This is a genomic window from Cyanobium sp. Maggiore-St4-Cus, from assembly GCF_024345615.1.
Classification (GTDB): Bacteria; Cyanobacteriota; Cyanobacteriia; order PCC-6307; family Cyanobiaceae; genus Cyanobium_A; species Cyanobium_A usitatum.
The window spans coordinates 21,365-36,474 of record NZ_JAGQBL010000017.1 but is presented as its reverse complement, the minus strand read 5'-3'; the positions used below and the strand labels follow the sequence as shown (position 1 = coordinate 36,474).

The 15,110-nt window shown below is 62.4% G+C and carries 18 protein-coding genes and 1 tRNA gene; 14 read left to right on the top strand and 5 right to left on the bottom strand.

Annotation, left to right across the window (positions count from 1 at the left end):
• Nucleotides 1–223: 223 nt before the first annotated feature.
• The gene (locus KBY99_RS13655; protein ID WP_254999598.1) at nt 224–517 is read left to right on the top strand and encodes a hypothetical protein; all 294 of its coding nucleotides are present in this window, start codon (nt 224–226) and stop codon (nt 515–517) included.
• A 56-nt stretch (nt 518–573) separates the two neighbouring features.
• Here KBY99_RS13655 and KBY99_RS13650 read toward each other — a convergent pair.
• A tRNA-Ser gene (locus KBY99_RS13650) sits at nt 574–658 on the bottom strand.
• Nucleotides 659–704: 46 nt separating this feature from the next.
• Entirely contained in the window at nt 705–3,134 is a 2,430-nt protein-coding gene (gene nrdJ, locus KBY99_RS13645; protein WP_409996572.1) for a ribonucleoside-triphosphate reductase, adenosylcobalamin-dependent, read from the bottom strand.
• 87 nt (nt 3,135–3,221) lie between these two features.
• Between nrdJ and KBY99_RS13640 the strand changes: the two genes are divergently transcribed.
• Entirely contained in the window at nt 3,222–3,899 is a 678-nt protein-coding gene (locus KBY99_RS13640) for a class I SAM-dependent methyltransferase (protein ID WP_254999596.1), read from the top strand.
• A gap of 214 nt (nt 3,900–4,113) precedes the next feature.
• Entirely contained in the window at nt 4,114–4,356 is a 243-nt protein-coding gene (locus tag KBY99_RS13635) for a PAS domain-containing protein (protein ID WP_254999595.1), read from the top strand.
• 374 nt (nt 4,357–4,730) lie between these two features.
• On the opposite strand, the gene KBY99_RS13630 is transcribed toward KBY99_RS13635, so the two are convergent.
• A complete protein-coding gene (locus KBY99_RS13630; protein ID WP_254999594.1) occupies nt 4,731–5,693 on the bottom strand; it encodes an amino acid ABC transporter substrate-binding protein in 963 nt (320 codons plus the stop codon).
• Between the two features lie 123 nt (nt 5,694–5,816).
• Between KBY99_RS13630 and KBY99_RS13625 the strand changes: the two genes are divergently transcribed.
• The 6 genes from KBY99_RS13625 to KBY99_RS13600 all read left to right on the top strand — a co-directional run bounded on the left by KBY99_RS13625 (nt 5,817) and on the right by KBY99_RS13600 (nt 9,664).
• A complete protein-coding gene (locus tag KBY99_RS13625) occupies nt 5,817–7,493 on the top strand; it encodes a peptide chain release factor 3 (RefSeq protein WP_254999593.1) in 1,677 nt (558 codons plus the stop codon).
• Nucleotides 7,494–7,599: 106 nt separating this feature from the next.
• Entirely contained in the window at nt 7,600–8,082 is a 483-nt protein-coding gene (locus KBY99_RS13620; protein ID WP_254999592.1) for a MotA/TolQ/ExbB proton channel family protein, read from the top strand.
• Entirely contained in the window at nt 8,082–8,468 is a 387-nt protein-coding gene (locus tag KBY99_RS13615; RefSeq protein WP_254999591.1) for a hypothetical protein, read from the top strand. The genes KBY99_RS13620 and KBY99_RS13615 overlap by 1 nt, the downstream gene beginning before the upstream one ends.
• Nucleotides 8,465–8,827, top strand: coding sequence for an ExbD/TolR family protein (locus KBY99_RS13610; RefSeq protein WP_106633011.1), 363 nt, complete (start codon nt 8,465–8,467; stop codon nt 8,825–8,827). The genes KBY99_RS13615 and KBY99_RS13610 overlap by 4 nt, the downstream gene beginning before the upstream one ends.
• Nucleotides 8,828–8,831: 4 nt before the next feature.
• A complete protein-coding gene (locus KBY99_RS13605; RefSeq protein ID WP_254999589.1) occupies nt 8,832–9,521 on the top strand; it encodes a hypothetical protein in 690 nt (229 codons plus the stop codon).
• Between the two features lie 8 nt (nt 9,522–9,529).
• Nucleotides 9,530–9,664, top strand: coding sequence for a hypothetical protein (locus tag KBY99_RS13600; RefSeq protein ID WP_254999588.1), 135 nt, complete (start codon nt 9,530–9,532; stop codon nt 9,662–9,664).
• Nucleotides 9,665–9,717: 53 nt separating this feature from the next.
• Here the strand turns inward: KBY99_RS13600 and KBY99_RS13595 are convergent, their stop codons facing one another.
• Both KBY99_RS13595 and KBY99_RS13590 read right to left on the bottom strand, forming a co-directional pair.
• Nucleotides 9,718–10,482 (bottom strand): SDR family NAD(P)-dependent oxidoreductase, encoded by a 765-nt coding sequence (locus KBY99_RS13595; RefSeq protein WP_254999587.1) that lies wholly within the window; start codon nt 10,480–10,482, stop codon nt 9,718–9,720.
• Nucleotides 10,483–10,569: 87 nt separating this feature from the next.
• Nucleotides 10,570–11,259 (bottom strand): carboxymuconolactone decarboxylase family protein, encoded by a 690-nt coding sequence (locus KBY99_RS13590; protein WP_254999586.1) that lies wholly within the window; start codon nt 11,257–11,259, stop codon nt 10,570–10,572.
• Nucleotides 11,260–11,554: 295 nt separating this feature from the next.
• Here KBY99_RS13590 and KBY99_RS13585 point away from each other — a divergent pair, with 295 nt between their 5' ends.
• The 5 genes from KBY99_RS13585 to KBY99_RS13565 all read left to right on the top strand — a co-directional run bounded on the left by KBY99_RS13585 (nt 11,555) and on the right by KBY99_RS13565 (nt 15,068).
• A complete protein-coding gene (locus KBY99_RS13585; protein ID WP_254999584.1) occupies nt 11,555–12,202 on the top strand; it encodes a Crp/Fnr family transcriptional regulator in 648 nt (215 codons plus the stop codon).
• Nucleotides 12,199–12,894 carry a winged helix-turn-helix domain-containing protein gene (locus tag KBY99_RS13580; RefSeq protein WP_254999582.1) on the top strand — a complete coding sequence of 232 codons (696 nt, stop codon included), beginning with the start codon at nt 12,199–12,201 and terminating at the stop codon, nt 12,892–12,894. Before KBY99_RS13585 ends, KBY99_RS13580 begins: the two co-directional genes overlap by 4 nt.
• Before the next feature lie 43 nt (nt 12,895–12,937).
• Entirely contained in the window at nt 12,938–13,630 is a 693-nt protein-coding gene (locus tag KBY99_RS13575) for a response regulator transcription factor (protein WP_254999619.1), read from the top strand.
• 145 nt (nt 13,631–13,775) lie between these two features.
• On the top strand, nt 13,776–14,777 hold the full coding sequence (locus KBY99_RS13570) for a sensor histidine kinase (RefSeq protein ID WP_254999580.1): 1,002 nt from the start codon (nt 13,776–13,778) through the stop codon (nt 14,775–14,777).
• A 33-nt stretch (nt 14,778–14,810) separates the two neighbouring features.
• A complete protein-coding gene (locus tag KBY99_RS13565; protein WP_254999578.1) occupies nt 14,811–15,068 on the top strand; it encodes a hypothetical protein in 258 nt (85 codons plus the stop codon).
• The last annotated feature ends 42 nt before the right edge of the window (nt 15,069–15,110 follow it).

Here is a 15,110-nt window from a genome sequence, read left to right as displayed (position 1 = left end):
ACCACAGGAATTTGTAGGCCATAAAAAAGCAGGGATTGCTCCCTGCCTGATCACCACTCCCTTCGTGGCGCTCAGGAGCAGCCTAGAAAAGATGGGATCAAGTGAGCCAAACCCATATCTTTTGAACCGCATCACGCAACGTGACGGTCTGGGCCGGCGCATTCGCCTGGGGCGGCAACCCCCGTAATATGCCGCAACTTCACTGATCCGATCTGGCCTGGAAATGGGCAACCCAATCAGTCGTGAACTGTTTTTGGCAAGGGCCCGATCCCGTTTTGGCGATCAATACGACTACGCAGCCATCCTCTATAAGAGCTACAAGTCCCCAATCAAGATTCGCTGCAATAGCCATCCAGTCAAAGAGATTTCGATCACCCCAGAGAAGCACCTCCAAACCACCGGCGGCTGCAAATACTGCCTAAGGGAGAAGCGCATAATCAATCTAGAAAGGGAGCTCAACCGCGCCTGCGCTGAGCCCGCCGCAGCGATCCGCCCCTTCAGCCACCTTCATGACTGATGCCAGACCAGCCCTGCAAGCACTTGCGGGGCTGGGTTCTGCTGATGCCATTGGAACGGAGAGGGCGGGATTCGAACCCGCGGAAGCTTTCACTTCGCTGGTTTTCAAGACCAGAGCCATCAACCACTCGACCACCTCTCCAGAGGGTCGGTGCGGCAGTGCCACACCGATATTTCATCTTAAATGGTCAGTTGTTTCCCGGTTTAGCCAAAGGCAGTAGGCATTTGTCTGAATCGCAGCCAGCTGGGCCTGCCTCCACCAGCTCACCGCGGTCGTAGCGCTGAAGAGCTTCAAAGAAGCAGGTGGTGCTGCGCCGGGCGGCCACCTCAGCGTTGAGACGCAGGTAGGTTGCATGATCGATTGGTTCAAATGGCAATCGGGGGAAGGTGGCGTTGGCGTCAAAACGGGCCAATAGGGCAGCAGAGATGTATCCCTCACCTTGATCGATTGCCTGATAGATAGCATCTGCTAGTGGTTCGATTTCGTTTTCGCGGAATTCCACCGTGGCTGAGGTGTTGTGGGCTGTGTAGTGCTTCTGCACCTGCATGTAAAAGTCGAATTGGGCCAAGGCTGAGAAGTTGTTGATCTCCACCGCATCGGCACCGGGAATATTTGCCCAGCTCACTTCGGTGGGAATTTCCACCAGCCACTCGGTGCAGCGGGGATCAAACGGATCATCCAGCAGGCGGCCCTGTTCGTCCTTATCGCTTTGCGAGGGCACGATTGTGTAGCCGTAATCCATGCAGGCAAGGGCCACAGGATCGTTCTTGCGGAAGGTGATGCGGCGGATGAAGCGCTGGGCTTTGGGGGGGTGCCAGCCAGGAGATGCTCCGGTGAGCAGGCTCTTGGTGCCGGCGGGCTGCACGGTGGTGCAGCGGTTGGGGCGGCGCAGGCCGTGGCGATCGCAGTAGTCCCAAACCGCCGTATTGACGATCTGCTTCCAGCGGCTCAAGAATTCGGCCTCCTTTGCCTTGAAGGCCAGGCCTTCGGCCGTGTTGGGCCGGCCCGCTTCCCACCAGGTGAGCCAGGGCGTGCCAAAGGCGTGCACAAAGAAGTCAAATAGGCCGGTGAAGCTCACGCCCACGATCGGATCCCAGGCGCGGCTCTGGCGGTAGCGCTCCACCTCGAAGCGATGGTTGAGCAGGCAGGCCACGGCCAGGCCGGCGGCACGGAATGCCTCCTCCTGGGACACCAGATCGGCGGGGTCAATCTGGTTGAGGTGAATTTCAGCCAGATTGCAGTGGAAATCTGCGCCAAGGATCTCGCCGCAGGGATTGAGGCCGTAGCGGCCCAGGCGATGCTCTAGTTCGGCGGCGCTGATCTCGGGGTGGTGGGTGGTGAGCCAGCGGCCGGCTTGCTCGCGGCCTTGGTCGCAATAGATGCCGATGAACTCTGTGCGCAGCTCTGGGGTGCTGAGCACGTCGGCGTTGGAGCGGGCGATGGCTTCGGGAGCGAACTGGATCGCGCCCTCACCGCTCTGGAACTGCTTAACAACTGCCTCCAGCACCGTGGCCCGGTCGGGCCGGTTGTGGAAGACCCGGGTGTGGTTGGCCATTCGCAGCGAATCCCTTTCCGGATCGATGCTCCAGTTGCCTTCGCTGTCCTGCTGCCAGAGGTTCTCCTTGGCTCCGGCGGCGGAGTTGTCGTCGGCGCAGAACTGGCGCATGCCGGCGCTGCGGCGGATGTTGCCGGCCACGATCGTGACGGCAGCCTCATCGATCAGCAGGCAACACTCCACCGAGGTGAGCTGGCGGCCCTGGGCCTTATTGAGGATCTGGGCCACGCGGCCGTAGAGGTCCTTGAGTTTCACCGGGTTGGCCATGCCACCGAAGCCCTTGAGTGTTTCGCCCACGGGCCGCACGTCGGAGAGATCGACGCTGATTTCGATGGGGCTGGTGGGGTCAAAGCGCTCGTCGCTGCAGAGATTGAGCAGCAGCTGATAGCTGTCCACCCAGCCGCGGCGGGTGTCACCCACCTTGATGGCAACCCGGTTGGCCTCGATGCTGTGGCTGGTGTGCTCCTGGCGTTGGCCAGCCGGAGTGGCACCGATATCGGTCACAGCGGCGATGCTGAGCCGGTTGCGCACCGCCGGCAAGCGCCCAATCAGGTGCGGCTCGATGATGGCGCCGGTGCCGCAGCCCATCATCGCCAGGTCCATCATCAGACCGAAGGCTTCCCAGTCCACCAGGTTGGTGGAGGTGCAGTTGTAGGCACCGGAGAAGTTGTGCTGCTGCTCGATCCATTCGGTGCCGCCGATCCACAGCCAGCGCCCTGAAGGCAGAGCTTTCTGCTGCTGCTGCATGCGGCGCATCAACTCCACCTCCGCATCGCTGAGGTTGCCCAGCTTGCTCAGGCCGCCGAGGTTGCGCTCAGCCACCTGGTGCCAACTTTCCCGGCCGGTCTCGGTCTTGCGGCTGTAGGTCCGGTAAAACACCGGGTTGGCAGCAGGGGCGGTGGCTGGGAAATCGAGAGCCTCGCCCGCCGGACTGCCGCTGGCGGCGGCAAAAGCCTTTTCAGCCGCCGCAGCTTCGGCGTTCTGACTGGCGGCTGTAGGGGGCGTGGCTGAGAGCGTCACAGGCAGTACGGCCCGAAGGTGAGCCGAACCATAACGCCACAGGTGGGGTGTGCAACATCTGGTAGACACCAGCGACAGTGCGCCGCCCAGCAAGGCTGCGCCACAATGGATTTGGAAATCCTGAATTTGATGCAGCGCATTCCGGAGCCGGAGCTGATGGACGAGGTAGGCCAGGTGCTGGCCTATGCCCAGGCCGATTTCACCGCCTCCGATGCGGCGATGGTGGAGCGGCTGGCCCAGCTATGCGGTGAAGATCCCGGCACGGCCTTGGTGGATCTGGGTTGCGGCCCGGGCAACATCAGCTTGCTTTTGGCCGATCGCTGGCCTGCTGCAAAGGTTTTGGGGCTCGACGGGGCGCCACGGATGCTTGCGGTGGCGCGCGAGCGCCTGGCCGGAGCGTCGCCGGATCTGGCGGCTCGGCTGCGCTTTAAGCAGGCGCTGCTGCCCCTTGCTGCCGCAGGCGAGCTTGAAGCCCGCTTCTCGGCGGTGTTGAGCAACAGCCTGTTGCACCACCTGCATGATCCGGCGGCGCTTTGGCAGACGGTGGCCCAGCTCGGCGCCCCTGGGGCCTTTGTTTATGTCCAAGACCTGCGCCGGCCCGATAACGGCGAGGCAGTTGAGGGCCTGGTGGCCGCCGAGATGGCGAGCGCCCCGGAGGTGCTGCGGCGCGACTATCGCGCGTCCCTGCATGCGGCCTTCACGGTGGTGGAGGTTGAACAGCAGCTGGAGCAGGCCGGGCTGGCCGCCCAGCTCCAGGTGGCGCCGCGGCAGGAGCGCTACCTAGAGGTTTGGGGCCGACTGGTCTAGGCGTTGTCTTGATCGATGACAAACAAGGCGCATGCTCAAATCCTTCACTTCGAGATGCCTTCGGTAACTGAGAAGACTTCGCGAACGGTGGGTGTGTCTTTTAGGGGCTGTTTCCCTGCTCAGGGGTTATCTATGTTCCCCTGTGATAAGCAACAGAGGGCAAACCTATTGCAGGGTCTCCCCTACGTACATATTGTCCGCCGGTGCCAACCCTATGGCCCAACTCGAAACCATCACCACTGCGATGAATTCCATTCCGGACATAATCTTCTACAAGGACACGCAAGGCATTTATCGCGGTGGCAACACCGCATGGTCCAATTTGCTCGGCAAGCCGCTCGATCAACTCATTGGCAAGACCGATTTAGATCTCTTCCCAGAAGAAATGGCCAAATCCTTCCAGTCGTATGACAAAGCCATGCTGGCTAGTGGTAAACCCACTCCAAACAATGAATAGTTGGTTTATCCTGATGGAAAGAAAGTTTATGTTGAGACGCTGAAAACGCCCTGGATAGGTAAGGACGGCAAGGTCGTAGGCGTGCTCGGCGTTTGCCACGAGATCAAACCCGACTTCGACATAAAGCCATGAATATCGCTCCATAAAATAAATCGGTTTCGCACTCTCGTACAAGGTCTACCTGCTCTTGCACGCCAATCAAGTTCTCCATGTCTACCTAATCATTCGCCTGGGGCACGACATCCTGTCGTGCTGATGCGTAGTTAAAATGATTTAACGCTTTTGGGATCGTGGTTGTCCAGGGGGCCAGCGCTAGCGGTGATACTTTTTGCCCCCCTTTCCTGACCCTCCCACCTGAAGACGCTTCGTGGTTTTCAGCGGAAGGGTGGCGCCTGGATCCAACCGCCATCGTCGACCAGCCGTTGCCGACCTCGCGGTAATCCCAGGCGGGTGTTCGGCCCCAGATGGCGCTCAAACAATTCGCCGTAGTTTCCAACCGCAGACACCGCTCGGGCGCCGAAATCCGCGGGTAGCTCCAGCTGGCGGCCAAGGTCGGCCCCCACTCCCAGAAACCGGCGCTGCTCCAGTCGGCGGGGATCGCGCTGTGCTGCCGCCGCTTCCGCCTTCAGGTTTGCCTGGGTCAGGCCCAACTCCTCCGCGCGGATAAGGGCGTAGACGATCCAGCGCACCGCATCGGCCCATCCGGGATCTCCCTGGCGGGTGGCTGGAGCTAGGGGTTCCTGGCTGAGCTCCTCCTTCAGCAGCTTGTGCGCCTGGGGATTGTGGAAGGTGCTGCGGCGGGCTGCCAGCAGTGCCCTGCTGCTGGTCACGGCTGTGCAGCGGCCCTGCAGGTAGGCGGTGAGGCTCTGGTCGTGGGTTTGGAATTTGAGCGGGGTGATGGCGATGCTGTTGCGCCGTCCCCAGTCCGCCAGGTTTTGCTCCGTCGTGGTGCCCGTCACCACGCAGATGGGTTGGCCTGCCAGATCGGCGGCGGCACGGACACCGCTGGCCACCGGCACCAGCAACCCCTGGCTGTCGTAATAGACGATGGGCCCAAAGCTGATGGCGTTCCCCCCTGCCGCATCCCGGCTCAGGCTGATCGAGGTGTTGCGGGCCAAGAGGTCCACCTCGCCGCTCCCCAGCGCCGTGAACCGCTCGGCGGCACTGAGGTGAATAAAGCGCACCCGCTCCCCATCCCCCAGCAGGGAGGCCGCTACGGCGCGGCAGAGGTCCGCATCTAGCCCCTGTTCCCGGTTGCTGGGGCTCAGCCAACTGAAGCCTGGCATCGTGCCCTCAACGCCGCAGATCAGCTGCCCTCGGTTCCGGATCAGCGCCATGGTTGAGCTGGCGCGATGATTTTCCGGAGCGGAGCAGCCTGAGCCGGCGAGGGCTATTGCCAGTAGGAGGCTGGGGGCTAGCCAGCTGGGCGTGAGCTGGCTCTTGCCTGTCAGGCTGTGCCGATGCCCAGCACCGAATCGGCCCCCCAGAGCGGTTTGAACGATCCCCACGCCACCAGCACTCCAGAACTGCAGGCCCTCGCCGAGGCGGTGAGTCGCCGCCGCAATTTTGCGATCATCTCCCACCCAGACGCGGGCAAGACCACCCTCACCGAGAAACTGCTGCTCTACGGGGGAGCGATCCAGCAGGCCGGCGCCGTGAAGGCCAAAGGGGAGCAGCGCAAGGTCACCTCCGACTGGATGGAGCTGGAGAAGCAGCGCGGCATCTCGATCACCTCAACGGTGCTGCAGTTCGACTATGCGGGCAGCACGATCAACCTGCTGGATACCCCCGGCCACCAGGACTTCTCAGAAGACACCTATCGCACCCTGGCCGCCGCCGACAACGCGGTGATGCTGGAAGACGCGGCCAAGGGCCTGGAGCCCCAGACGCGCAAATTGTTTGAGGTGTGCCGCATGCGGCGCATCCCGATTTTCACCTTCATCAACAAGATGGATCGGCCGGGGCGCGAGCCCCTGGAGCTGCTCGATGAGATCGAGCAGGAGCTAGGCCTGGCCTGCTGGCCGGTGAACTGGCCGATCGGCAGCGGCGATCGCTTTCGCGGTGTGATCGATCGCCGCAGCCACGAGGTGATCCTGTTTCAGCGCGCCGAGCGCGGCCGCCAGAGCGAGGAAAAGCTGCTCACGGTGCAGGAAGCCCGCGATACGGGGGCTGTGGAGCCGGAGCTCCTGGCTCAGGCCCTTGAGGAACTGGAGTTGCTGGAGGGGGCTGGTGCCGACCTCGACCTGGAGCTGGTGCACGCCGGTGAGCTCTCCCCTGTTTTCTTTGGTTCGGCCATGACCAACTTCGGCGTGCGGCCGTTTCTTGATGCCTTTTTGGAGCTTGCCCAGAAGCCGGTGGGCCGCGCCAGCAATGCCGGTGAGATCGATCCGATCGGCCCCGGTTTCAGCGGCTTTGTATTCAAGCTGCAGGCCAACATGGATCCGCGCCACCGCGACCGGGTGGCCTTTGTGCGGGTGTGCAGCGGCAAGTTTGAAAAGGACATGACGGTGCAGCACGCCCGCACCGGCAAGGCCATTCGCCTATCGCGCCCCCAGAAGCTGTTCGGCCAGGACCGGGAAGTGGTGGAGGACGCCTACCCCGGCGATGTGATCGGCCTCAATAACCCGGGCATGTTCGCCATTGGCGACACCCTTTATCTGGGCCAGAAGGTGGAATACGAGGGTATTCCTTGCTTCTCACCGGAAATATTTGCCTGGTTGCGTAACCCCAACCCATCGGCGTTCAAAAGTTTCCGCAAGGGCGTCAATGAGCTGCGCGAGGAGGGAGCGGTGCAAATCCTCTACGACACAGATGAAAGCAAGCGCGATCCGATTCTGGCGGCTGTGGGCCAGCTGCAACTGGAGGTAGTGCAATACCGGCTTGAGCACGAATACGGAGTGCAGACGCGGCTTGAACCGCTCGGTTTTGCGGTAGCTCGCTGGGTGGCCGGCGGCTGGCCAGCGCTGGAGCAGGTGGGGCGGATCTTTAATTGCAAGACGGTGCGGGATGCCTGGAACCGGCCGGTGCTGCTGTTCAAGAACAGCTGGAACCTGGGTCAGCTGGCGGAGGAGCACCCGCAACTGGCGCTGAGCGCCGTGGCGCCGGTGGTGAGCGGAGTGGAGCCGATCAATCTTTAATCAGATCAATCTTTAAGCCGTGCAAGCGCCCGAGCCCATGTCAAGCAGGGGCGATACAGGCGGCGGCCCCAATCGCTCCATATCCTCGCCCCATTCGGCAAGAGCTATGGCTTCCTTCCTGTCTCTGTGGAAGGCATGCGGTCCGGTAGCTGTGCCCCTGCTGGTTTTATCCGTGGCGGTATTCACCGTGGGATTTGATCGCTGTGCATTTTGGTGGCGCTGGTTTGCCCGTGGTCGCCGTTCCTGGCGGCAGCTGCGTACGGCGCTGGCGCAGGCGCCCTCAGCGGAGCTGCGCCTTCAGTTGCTTGACGACTGTGACCACCAGATGACTTGGGGTGAGCCCTTGTTGCAGGCAGCAGTGGTGCTGGCTCCGCTGCTGGGCCTGATCGGCACGACGGCTGGCTTAATGGCGGTGCTGAAGCAACTAGGAAGCCAGCTGCTGCTGCCGCCCGGCGCTCCCTTGGCCGGCTACGGCGACGTGTTGCTTCCCACCCTGCTTGGTCTGCAGATCACTTTTGTGGCGATGGCTTTGCTCTTGCTCAACCAGGGGCTGCGCCGCTGGCAGCTGCGTCATTGCGCCAACCCCTGATGCAGCAGTCAAGCGCCGCACAACCAGGGCTCTTAACCGCCTTGGTGCCCCTGGTGGCAACCAGCATCACCGTGTTGCTGGCAGTTGCTGCCCTGCCCAGCCTGGTGCAGCAAGCCAACCTGAGAGTGCACCCCGAGCCCGCCGTTGGCGGCGGTGATGTGTTGGTTGTGGCCCGCGCCGCATCCGGCCGCTGGATTCTCAACGGTGCCCCCCAAGCGGATGAGGGCCTGCTTCGCCAACTGCAGGCTCGCCCGCCCGCGGTTGTGGCTGTGCGTTTCCAGCCCTCGGCTGGCTTAGCCAGCGCTGAGGTGGCCGCCTCTCTCGATTGGTTGCAGCACCACTCCCGCTTGCCGGTGCTGGTGGAGTGGCCGGGAGGAATGCGGTGAAGCAAGCCTGGCTGCTGCAACCCTTCTCCCATGCACTGCTGGCAACGGCCCTATGCGCCTTTTCCCTGGGCCTGCTGCTGCTGCCCCAGGTGAGGCTGCAGCGCCCGTTGGCCCAGGGGGTAATCAGCCTGCACCTCGCTGCTGACGGTGGCCTGAGGCTATGGAACCAGCCCATTGCCGCCGCCGAGCTGCGGCGCTTGCTTGCCGCTCCGGCCCTGCGCAGCAGGGCGAATCGCTTGCGGATCGTGCCCGATCCCGACACCCCCTGGGGCGACGTGCGCCGCCTGCTCAGCCAGCTCGATTCCTTGCCATTGCACCTTGAAATCCAACTTCCTGCACCTACACCCAAAGCTGGCTGAGCCGATGGTGCGGCGCTGGGCACCTGCCCTGATCGCCGCCGGTCTCTGTCAGGCATGGCTGCTGCTGGCCCTGGTGCCCCCAGCGCCTGATGGCCGGCGCTCCGGGCGCATCGCCACCCCCGACGACACCCCCACCCTGCTGCGCTGGAGTCGCCTGCCCAACCAGCAGGCCGCGGCCGCGGCGCTTCCAGTGATTCCCCTGCAGGGCCTCTCGGCCCTGCCGCCGCCGCCGCCGCCGCCTTCCAGCCTGCCCACAGAGCCCGAGGCCAGGGGGCCCGGGCCGCTGCGCCTGGGCAGGGGTGCACCCAGCCCGGCTGATGGGCTGCCGCCTCAGCCGGGGGCGGCCTTCGCGCTGGTTCGCCTGGTGGCCCGGGGCGAATGGCCCCAGGATCCGCCAAGCCAAGCCCTGGTGGCGGTGCAACGGCGCCAGTGGTGGCTGCTCCCGGCCCAGTCGCGGTCCCTGGAAGACCTTTGGACGGGGGGAGTGGAGAAGCCCTGGCCGCCGAACCTGGGCGCCGTGCCACCGGGAGTCTCGGTGCGTCAGGTTCCCGTCACGGCGGCGGCGTCCCTATCCCTGGCTGAGCTGCATGGCCGCTCCCTGCGCAGCGGTGATGAGCTTTGGCTGCTCTGGCAGCAGGGCAGCCGTCTCTGGATCCTGCGGGGTCCTATCGCCTTGCCAACGGATGCTGCATAACCGGGGCCATGACCCACCTTCCAAGCGATCCATCGGACTTCGCTAGCCAGGCCATCGACGGCTTTGTGCAGACCCACCCCCGCCTTTTTGCGGGCCTGGTGCGTTGCATTCAGGTGGGGAGGAGCCCTGATGGCCCTTGGTAAGGCCGTTCCAGGTGACAAGACGATGTTGATCCAGCCAATAAGAAGTGAGGGGCTTAGATCCCCAGGGTCTCGCCACCATCGATGTAGAGATCATGAAAGGCAATATGCGCCGAATCAGGAGATAACAAAAAGGCGGTCGCCGCAGCCACCTGCTCAGGGCGACCCACATGTCCATCCGGTATGGCTGGCCGAAATGACGTCAAGCTGCCGGCGGCTAGATCATCAAGATTTGGGTGATCCGCCATCAGTTTGTGCATCATGTCCGACTCCGTCGCTCCGGGCGAGATCACATTGATGCGAACTCCCATGGGCACGGTTTCAAGCGCAAGGATGCGCAACGCATGGCGCATGCCGGCCTTGGCTGCTCCATAGGCAACCTGTCCCACGCGCGGAAACCGCCCGGAGATGGATCCAATCGCCACAATGGACCCAGAGCCGCGGCCCAACATTTCGCGGGCATAGCCTTGGGCAGTAAAGAACACCCCAAATAAATTAATTGCCATAACGTTGTCGATCTGCTCGCGGGTGGTTTCCAAGGCAGGAGCGCTGGTGTAGACCCCCGCCGCGATCGCCACGCGCTCGGCCTCTGCAGTGGCAGCCACAAGCGTTGCAATGGAGGTTTGATCGGTGAGGTCAACGTGCACCACATCCACCGGCAGATCATCACGGCGCAATTCGTTCGCCAGAGCATCCATTGACGCGTCGGAAATGCCAGCGATCACGAGCCTGTTGGTCCAGGCTTCCCGGGCGACACGACGGGCGATTGCCGCACCGATGCCGTGGGCAGCTCCCACCACAACTGTTGTTCCTGGGGCCATTAACTTTCCTCGCGATTAAGTCTGCATCGTGACCAGCAATGCCTCAGCTAAACGAGGCTAGACTGCACTAGTGGTGATTTTATTTGATTAGGTCAGCCCGGGTACAGAGGGCATCGATGCTTCAATCGGCACCTGCAACACGTTGTTGGTAAGGGCGAACAGGACGTACTGGGAAACCAAACCGATCAGATCCACCACCTGCTGGGCGCTTAATTGGCTGCCGTATGCAGCCCAAAGTTCAGCCGATACGGTGCGCTCTTCCACCATGGCTTCTGTCAAGGTGAGCAAGGCCCTCTCGAGGCCGCTGAAAGCCTCAAAGCGCCCGACCCGCACCGCTTCAATTTCCTCATCGCTGGCACCAAACTCTTGGGCCACTGGAACGTGGTGCTTCCAGACGTAATCGCTTGCATAGAGGCAGCCAATCCGCAGGATGACCAACTCCTGCTGCCGCTCACCGAACGCCATCGAGCTCTTGCTGCTGACCCACCAATTCAGGAAGGGGGCCAGCAACTCTGGGCTGTGCATCAGCTGGCCCAATACATTTTCCGGATAGCCCGGCCCTTTCAGCCCTGCCCCAGGAATGCGCTCGAGAATGGCGCAGCACTCTGGACTCAGATCATTGGTGGATTGAGCGCCCTGCCTTGGGTTGCTCTCATTGGGGTGAACGGGTGGGATGCCCATGGTGGGAATGGAGGTTGTTCCACATTCATTTAAAGGCCCCGTAGGTATGGATTCATCGAGCAGGTCCGCTGCCGAAACAACAACCTCAAAGCTCATCGTTCCAACGAACTCCCTTGGGTTCCTTTTAGGTAGCGTCTAGCCATGGTCGCCAGCACCGGGCGCGATGGGCATGGTCCCCGGTTCCCGCTTGGAGATTGTTGAGCTGGAGATTGTTGGGTTGGAGTTTGCTGAGATCCTCTGCATCCAAAACGCTCAGGCCTCGTTGATCCGTTGCGCCGCGCTCTGGTGGCGCCCCAGCCCTAACCGGGTCTTAAACCCGGGACTACCGAGCCTTTGCTTGGCGGCGCAGCTGCCTCCATAGCGTTGTGCCAGCCCACTGGCTTGCTCCTCGATGGTGTTCACGCCCTCTCTTCAGCCGGGTCGCAGCGATAGCTTCCGCGATCTGCTTGAGACCAGCTACGAGAAGCGCAGCCTGGTGCACCTTGCGGCGGGAAGCCAGGTGCCCCTGCTCAAGCGCAGCGTTTGGCTGGTGGTGCGAGGCATGGTGAAACTCACCGCGATTTCGATCCATGGTGATGAGTTGCTGTTGGGATTAGCCGGCCCTAACGAGCCCTTCGGCGATCCCCTCACCAATGTTGAGGCCTACTCCGCCAACACCTTGGTGGACAGCGACCTGCTCTGCGTCAGCTGCGACGAAATTCAGCGCTCGCCCAATCTGGCTATGGGCCTGCTTCAGGGCATGGCCTCTCGCTACCGCCAAAGTGAGGCCCTGCTCGCCCTGCTCGGCCTGCGCCGCATCGAAGATCGGGTGCGCGGGTTCCTAGAGCTGCTCGCCAACGACTACGGCCAGCCCTGTGAACAGGGCCTGCGACTTCAAGTGAAGCTCACCCACCAGGAGCTGGCCAGCACCCTCAGCACCACCCGGGTCACCGTGACCCGGATTCTCGGCGCCTTGCGCGAAGAGGGCTGGCTCCACATCGATAGCCAGCGGCGACTGGTGGTGAGCCATCTCCCCCAGCAGCGCAACCAGCATCGATGAATCAGCCGTCCATACGGCTGTTGCTCGTTTACTCCGACTGCACCGCAGCCACCTGCCTGCATCAAAAGCTTGGCGATGAGGGCTACGAAGTAACCGTTTGCACTGATGCACAGCAGGCGACCTCCAAGTTGGGGCCAAGTTTCAACTGGGATTTGCTTGTGCTGGATGGCAGCCTGGGCGAAACAGCCCGGCAGCTGTGCCGCCAGTTGCGCTCGGCCCGCACGCCGATTCCTGTGCTGCTGCTATGCCCTGGAGTCTCCGAGACCGACCGGGTACGGGGCCTCGAAGACGGCGCCGATGACGTGCTGCCCAGTCCCTTTGGACTGGCGGAATGCCTGGCCCGCTGCCGTGCCCTGGTGCGCCGCCACCAACTCGGCTCGGAAAGCTCGCTTTCCCTGCGCTGCGGCCGGGTTTCCATGCTTGTGGAGGAACACCGGGTGTGCCGCGATGGTGCCGAGGTGAGCCTGTCGCCACGGGAATTTCGACTACTTCACTTCTTTTTGAAGCATCCACACCGGATCTGGAGTCGCGATGAGCTGCTGGCTCGGGTGTGGGGAGAAAGCGAGGCCGTGGAGCTCGATCCCAAGACCGTGGATGTGCATATCCGCTGGCTGCGCCTCAAGTTGGAAGAGAATCCCGCCCAACCCAGCTTGATCACCACGATTCGCGGCCAGGGTTACCGCTGTGGTTGAAGCAACGTTCTGGGGGGTTGAGCTGGCCGGCGAGAATGGCGACATGCAGCCTTCCTTGCTCGTAGTCGAAGACGACGAAACGATTCGCGAAACGATTCGCGAAGCCCTGGAGCTGGAGGGGTTCAGCGTCCAGGCCTGTGGCAATGGCCGCGACGCCCTGCAAATGCTGCAGCAGGCGCCCGATGGCCAACAATTTTCCCTGGTGGTGCTGGATTTGATGCTGCCGGGAATGGGCGGGCTGGATGTTTGCCGGCAGCTGCGTCAACACAGCAACCAAACGCCGATCCTGGTGGTGAGTGCCCGCGATACCGAAACCGACCGGGTGCTGGGGCTCGAGGTGGGTGCCGACGACTACCTGGTCAAACCCTTTGGCATGCGGGAGCTGGTGGCCAGGTGCCGGGCCCTGCTGCGGCGCTCATCTAGCCAGACCAGCCGGGCCAAGGTGCTGGAGCACGCCAACCTCTGCATCTACCAGGACGAATGCCGGGTGACGCGGGACGGAGTGGAGGTAAACCTATCGCCGAAGGAATATCGATTACTGGAGCTGTTTATGCAAAATCCACGGCGGGTCTGGAGCCGCGATCAGCTGCTGGAGCAACTTTGGGGTATCGACTACATCGGCGACAGCAAAACCGTTGATGTGCACATCCGCTGGTTGCGGGAGAAGTTGGAGGAGAGTCCATCAGCCCCGGTGCATCTGATTACGGTGCGGGGTTTTGGTTATCGCTTTGGCTAGAGCCCTTGAGCTGCTGCTCGCGTTGAGCCTGGGGATAGGGCTAGGCCTGCTTGCCAGCCCACTTATCAGCCTTGGAGTGCCCTCCTGGCGGCGTCGAGCTGGCCTGAACCGCCCCCTGCCCCCAGCCCGGCAGCTGCTGAGCTGGATGGATTCCGCCGCCATTGGCTGGATCCTGCTGGATCGCCAGGGCCTGATCGGCCATATCAACCCAAGGGCGGAGCGGATCTTGCAGCTTGATGCCGGCCGCCTGTTGCTCAGCCAGCCCTTCGGTGATGTCTGCCCAGATCCAGGCCTAGCCAGCAGCATCCGCATTGCCCGCCGCCAGGATCGACCCCAGCGGCTCGAATTGCACTCTGGCGGCCATGACCTAGACGCCATGGTGGTGCCGGGACGAGATGGCTGGTTGGTGGTGCAACTGCAGAGCCGCCGCTCCCTTGATGCCCAGCTCGAGCAGCAGGAGCGCTGGGTTAGTGATGTGGCCCATGAATTGAAAACCCCCCTCACCGCCCTGCTGCTGGTGGGCGATAGCCTCGCTGCCCAGGTAAATAGCCAGAATGCGCGACTAGTGGAGCGGTTGCAGCGGGAATTGCTGCGGCTGCAGGAGCTGGTGGGCGACCTACTAGAGCTCTCCCGCCTAGAAAATACCCTGCCCGGGACGGCCTCACGGGCCATGGTGGTGGATCTGCCCCAGCTGGTGGAGCAGGTATGGACCAGCGTGCGGCCGCTGGCAGATCAACGCCAGATAGCTCTTGAGCTTGTTGCACCAGCACAGTTGCAGCTGAGCGGCGACAATTCCCGCCTGCACCGGGCCCTGCTCAACCTTTTTGATAACGCCCTGCGCTACAGCCCCGATGGTGGGGTGGTGCGGGTCAGCCTTGATCGCCGCGGTGATTGGTGCCAGCTGAGCGTGGCTGATCAGGGACCCGGGCTTAGCGAAGAAGACCTAGCCCATCTGTTTGAACGCTTTTACCGAGGTGATCCATCTCGGGCCCGAAGTAACCGGATCGGTAGTGGCCTGGGCTTGTCGATCGTGCAGCAGATCGCCGTTACCCACGGCGGACGGATCCAGGCGAGCAACCAGGCTGAAGGAGGTGCAGTGCTTGAGATGATCCTGCCGGGCGTAGTCGACAGCGTCAGCCCTGGCTAGCTTGATTGGGTATTAGGCCAAGGGCTTGAGGCCATGCATTTTTGGGCTCCCGAGATTGATCCATCCCATCCGATGGACTGCACCCAGGCTGAGCGATATGCCCTGAAGCGGCTTAGCGATGGCACATTTCTGGCCATTGCCGGCGAGGATCAGCGACTCGTCGATGTTGATAGCACTTCTGATGCCTTCCTTTTTCATACCCACGAAGCTGCCTTGCGAGCCGCCACTGAGCTGAATCGCGACGGCCGCGGTCCGTTAGATGTGGTGAAGATTGAGTGGGAGCCAGCCTGAGCGGCTCAGGGATCATGGTGAAGGGCACCACAAGGCCAGCTC

What these genes read in the sequence shown, in the direction of transcription:
- KBY99_RS13605 (WP_254999589.1), top strand. Translation starts at nt 8,832, where the DNA reads ATGGTGCGGCGCTGGGCACCTGCCCTGATCGCCGCCGGTCTCTGTCAG.
- KBY99_RS13635 (WP_254999595.1), top strand. Translation starts at nt 4,114, where the DNA reads ATGGCCCAACTCGAAACCATCACCACTGCGATGAATTCCATTCCGGAC.
- KBY99_RS13615 (WP_254999591.1), top strand. Translation starts at nt 8,082, where the DNA reads ATGCAGCAGTCAAGCGCCGCACAACCAGGGCTCTTAACCGCCTTGGTG.
- KBY99_RS13655 (WP_254999598.1), top strand. Translation starts at nt 224, where the DNA reads ATGGGCAACCCAATCAGTCGTGAACTGTTTTTGGCAAGGGCCCGATCC.
- KBY99_RS13640 (WP_254999596.1), top strand. Translation starts at nt 3,222, where the DNA reads ATGCAGCGCATTCCGGAGCCGGAGCTGATGGACGAGGTAGGCCAGGTG.
- KBY99_RS13585 (WP_254999584.1), top strand. Translation starts at nt 11,555, where the DNA reads ATGGTGTTCACGCCCTCTCTTCAGCCGGGTCGCAGCGATAGCTTCCGC.
- KBY99_RS13595 (WP_254999587.1), bottom strand. Translation starts at nt 10,482, where the DNA reads ATGGCCCCAGGAACAACAGTTGTGGTGGGAGCTGCCCACGGCATCGGT.
- KBY99_RS13570 (WP_254999580.1), top strand. Translation starts at nt 13,776, where the DNA reads ATGGATTCCGCCGCCATTGGCTGGATCCTGCTGGATCGCCAGGGCCTG.
- KBY99_RS13620 (WP_254999592.1), top strand. Translation starts at nt 7,600, where the DNA reads ATGGCTTCCTTCCTGTCTCTGTGGAAGGCATGCGGTCCGGTAGCTGTG.
- KBY99_RS13590 (WP_254999586.1), bottom strand. Translation starts at nt 11,259, where the DNA reads ATGAGCTTTGAGGTTGTTGTTTCGGCAGCGGACCTGCTCGATGAATCC.
- KBY99_RS13575 (WP_254999619.1), top strand. Translation starts at nt 12,938, where the DNA reads ATGCAGCCTTCCTTGCTCGTAGTCGAAGACGACGAAACGATTCGCGAA.
- KBY99_RS13630 (WP_254999594.1), bottom strand. Translation starts at nt 5,693, where the DNA reads ATGGCGCTGATCCGGAACCGAGGGCAGCTGATCTGCGGCGTTGAGGGC.
- KBY99_RS13625 (WP_254999593.1), top strand. Translation starts at nt 5,817, where the DNA reads ATGCCCAGCACCGAATCGGCCCCCCAGAGCGGTTTGAACGATCCCCAC.
- KBY99_RS13580 (WP_254999582.1), top strand. Translation starts at nt 12,199, where the DNA reads ATGAATCAGCCGTCCATACGGCTGTTGCTCGTTTACTCCGACTGCACC.
- KBY99_RS13565 (WP_254999578.1), top strand. Translation starts at nt 14,811, where the DNA reads ATGCATTTTTGGGCTCCCGAGATTGATCCATCCCATCCGATGGACTGC.
- KBY99_RS13600 (WP_254999588.1), top strand. Translation starts at nt 9,530, where the DNA reads ATGACCCACCTTCCAAGCGATCCATCGGACTTCGCTAGCCAGGCCATC.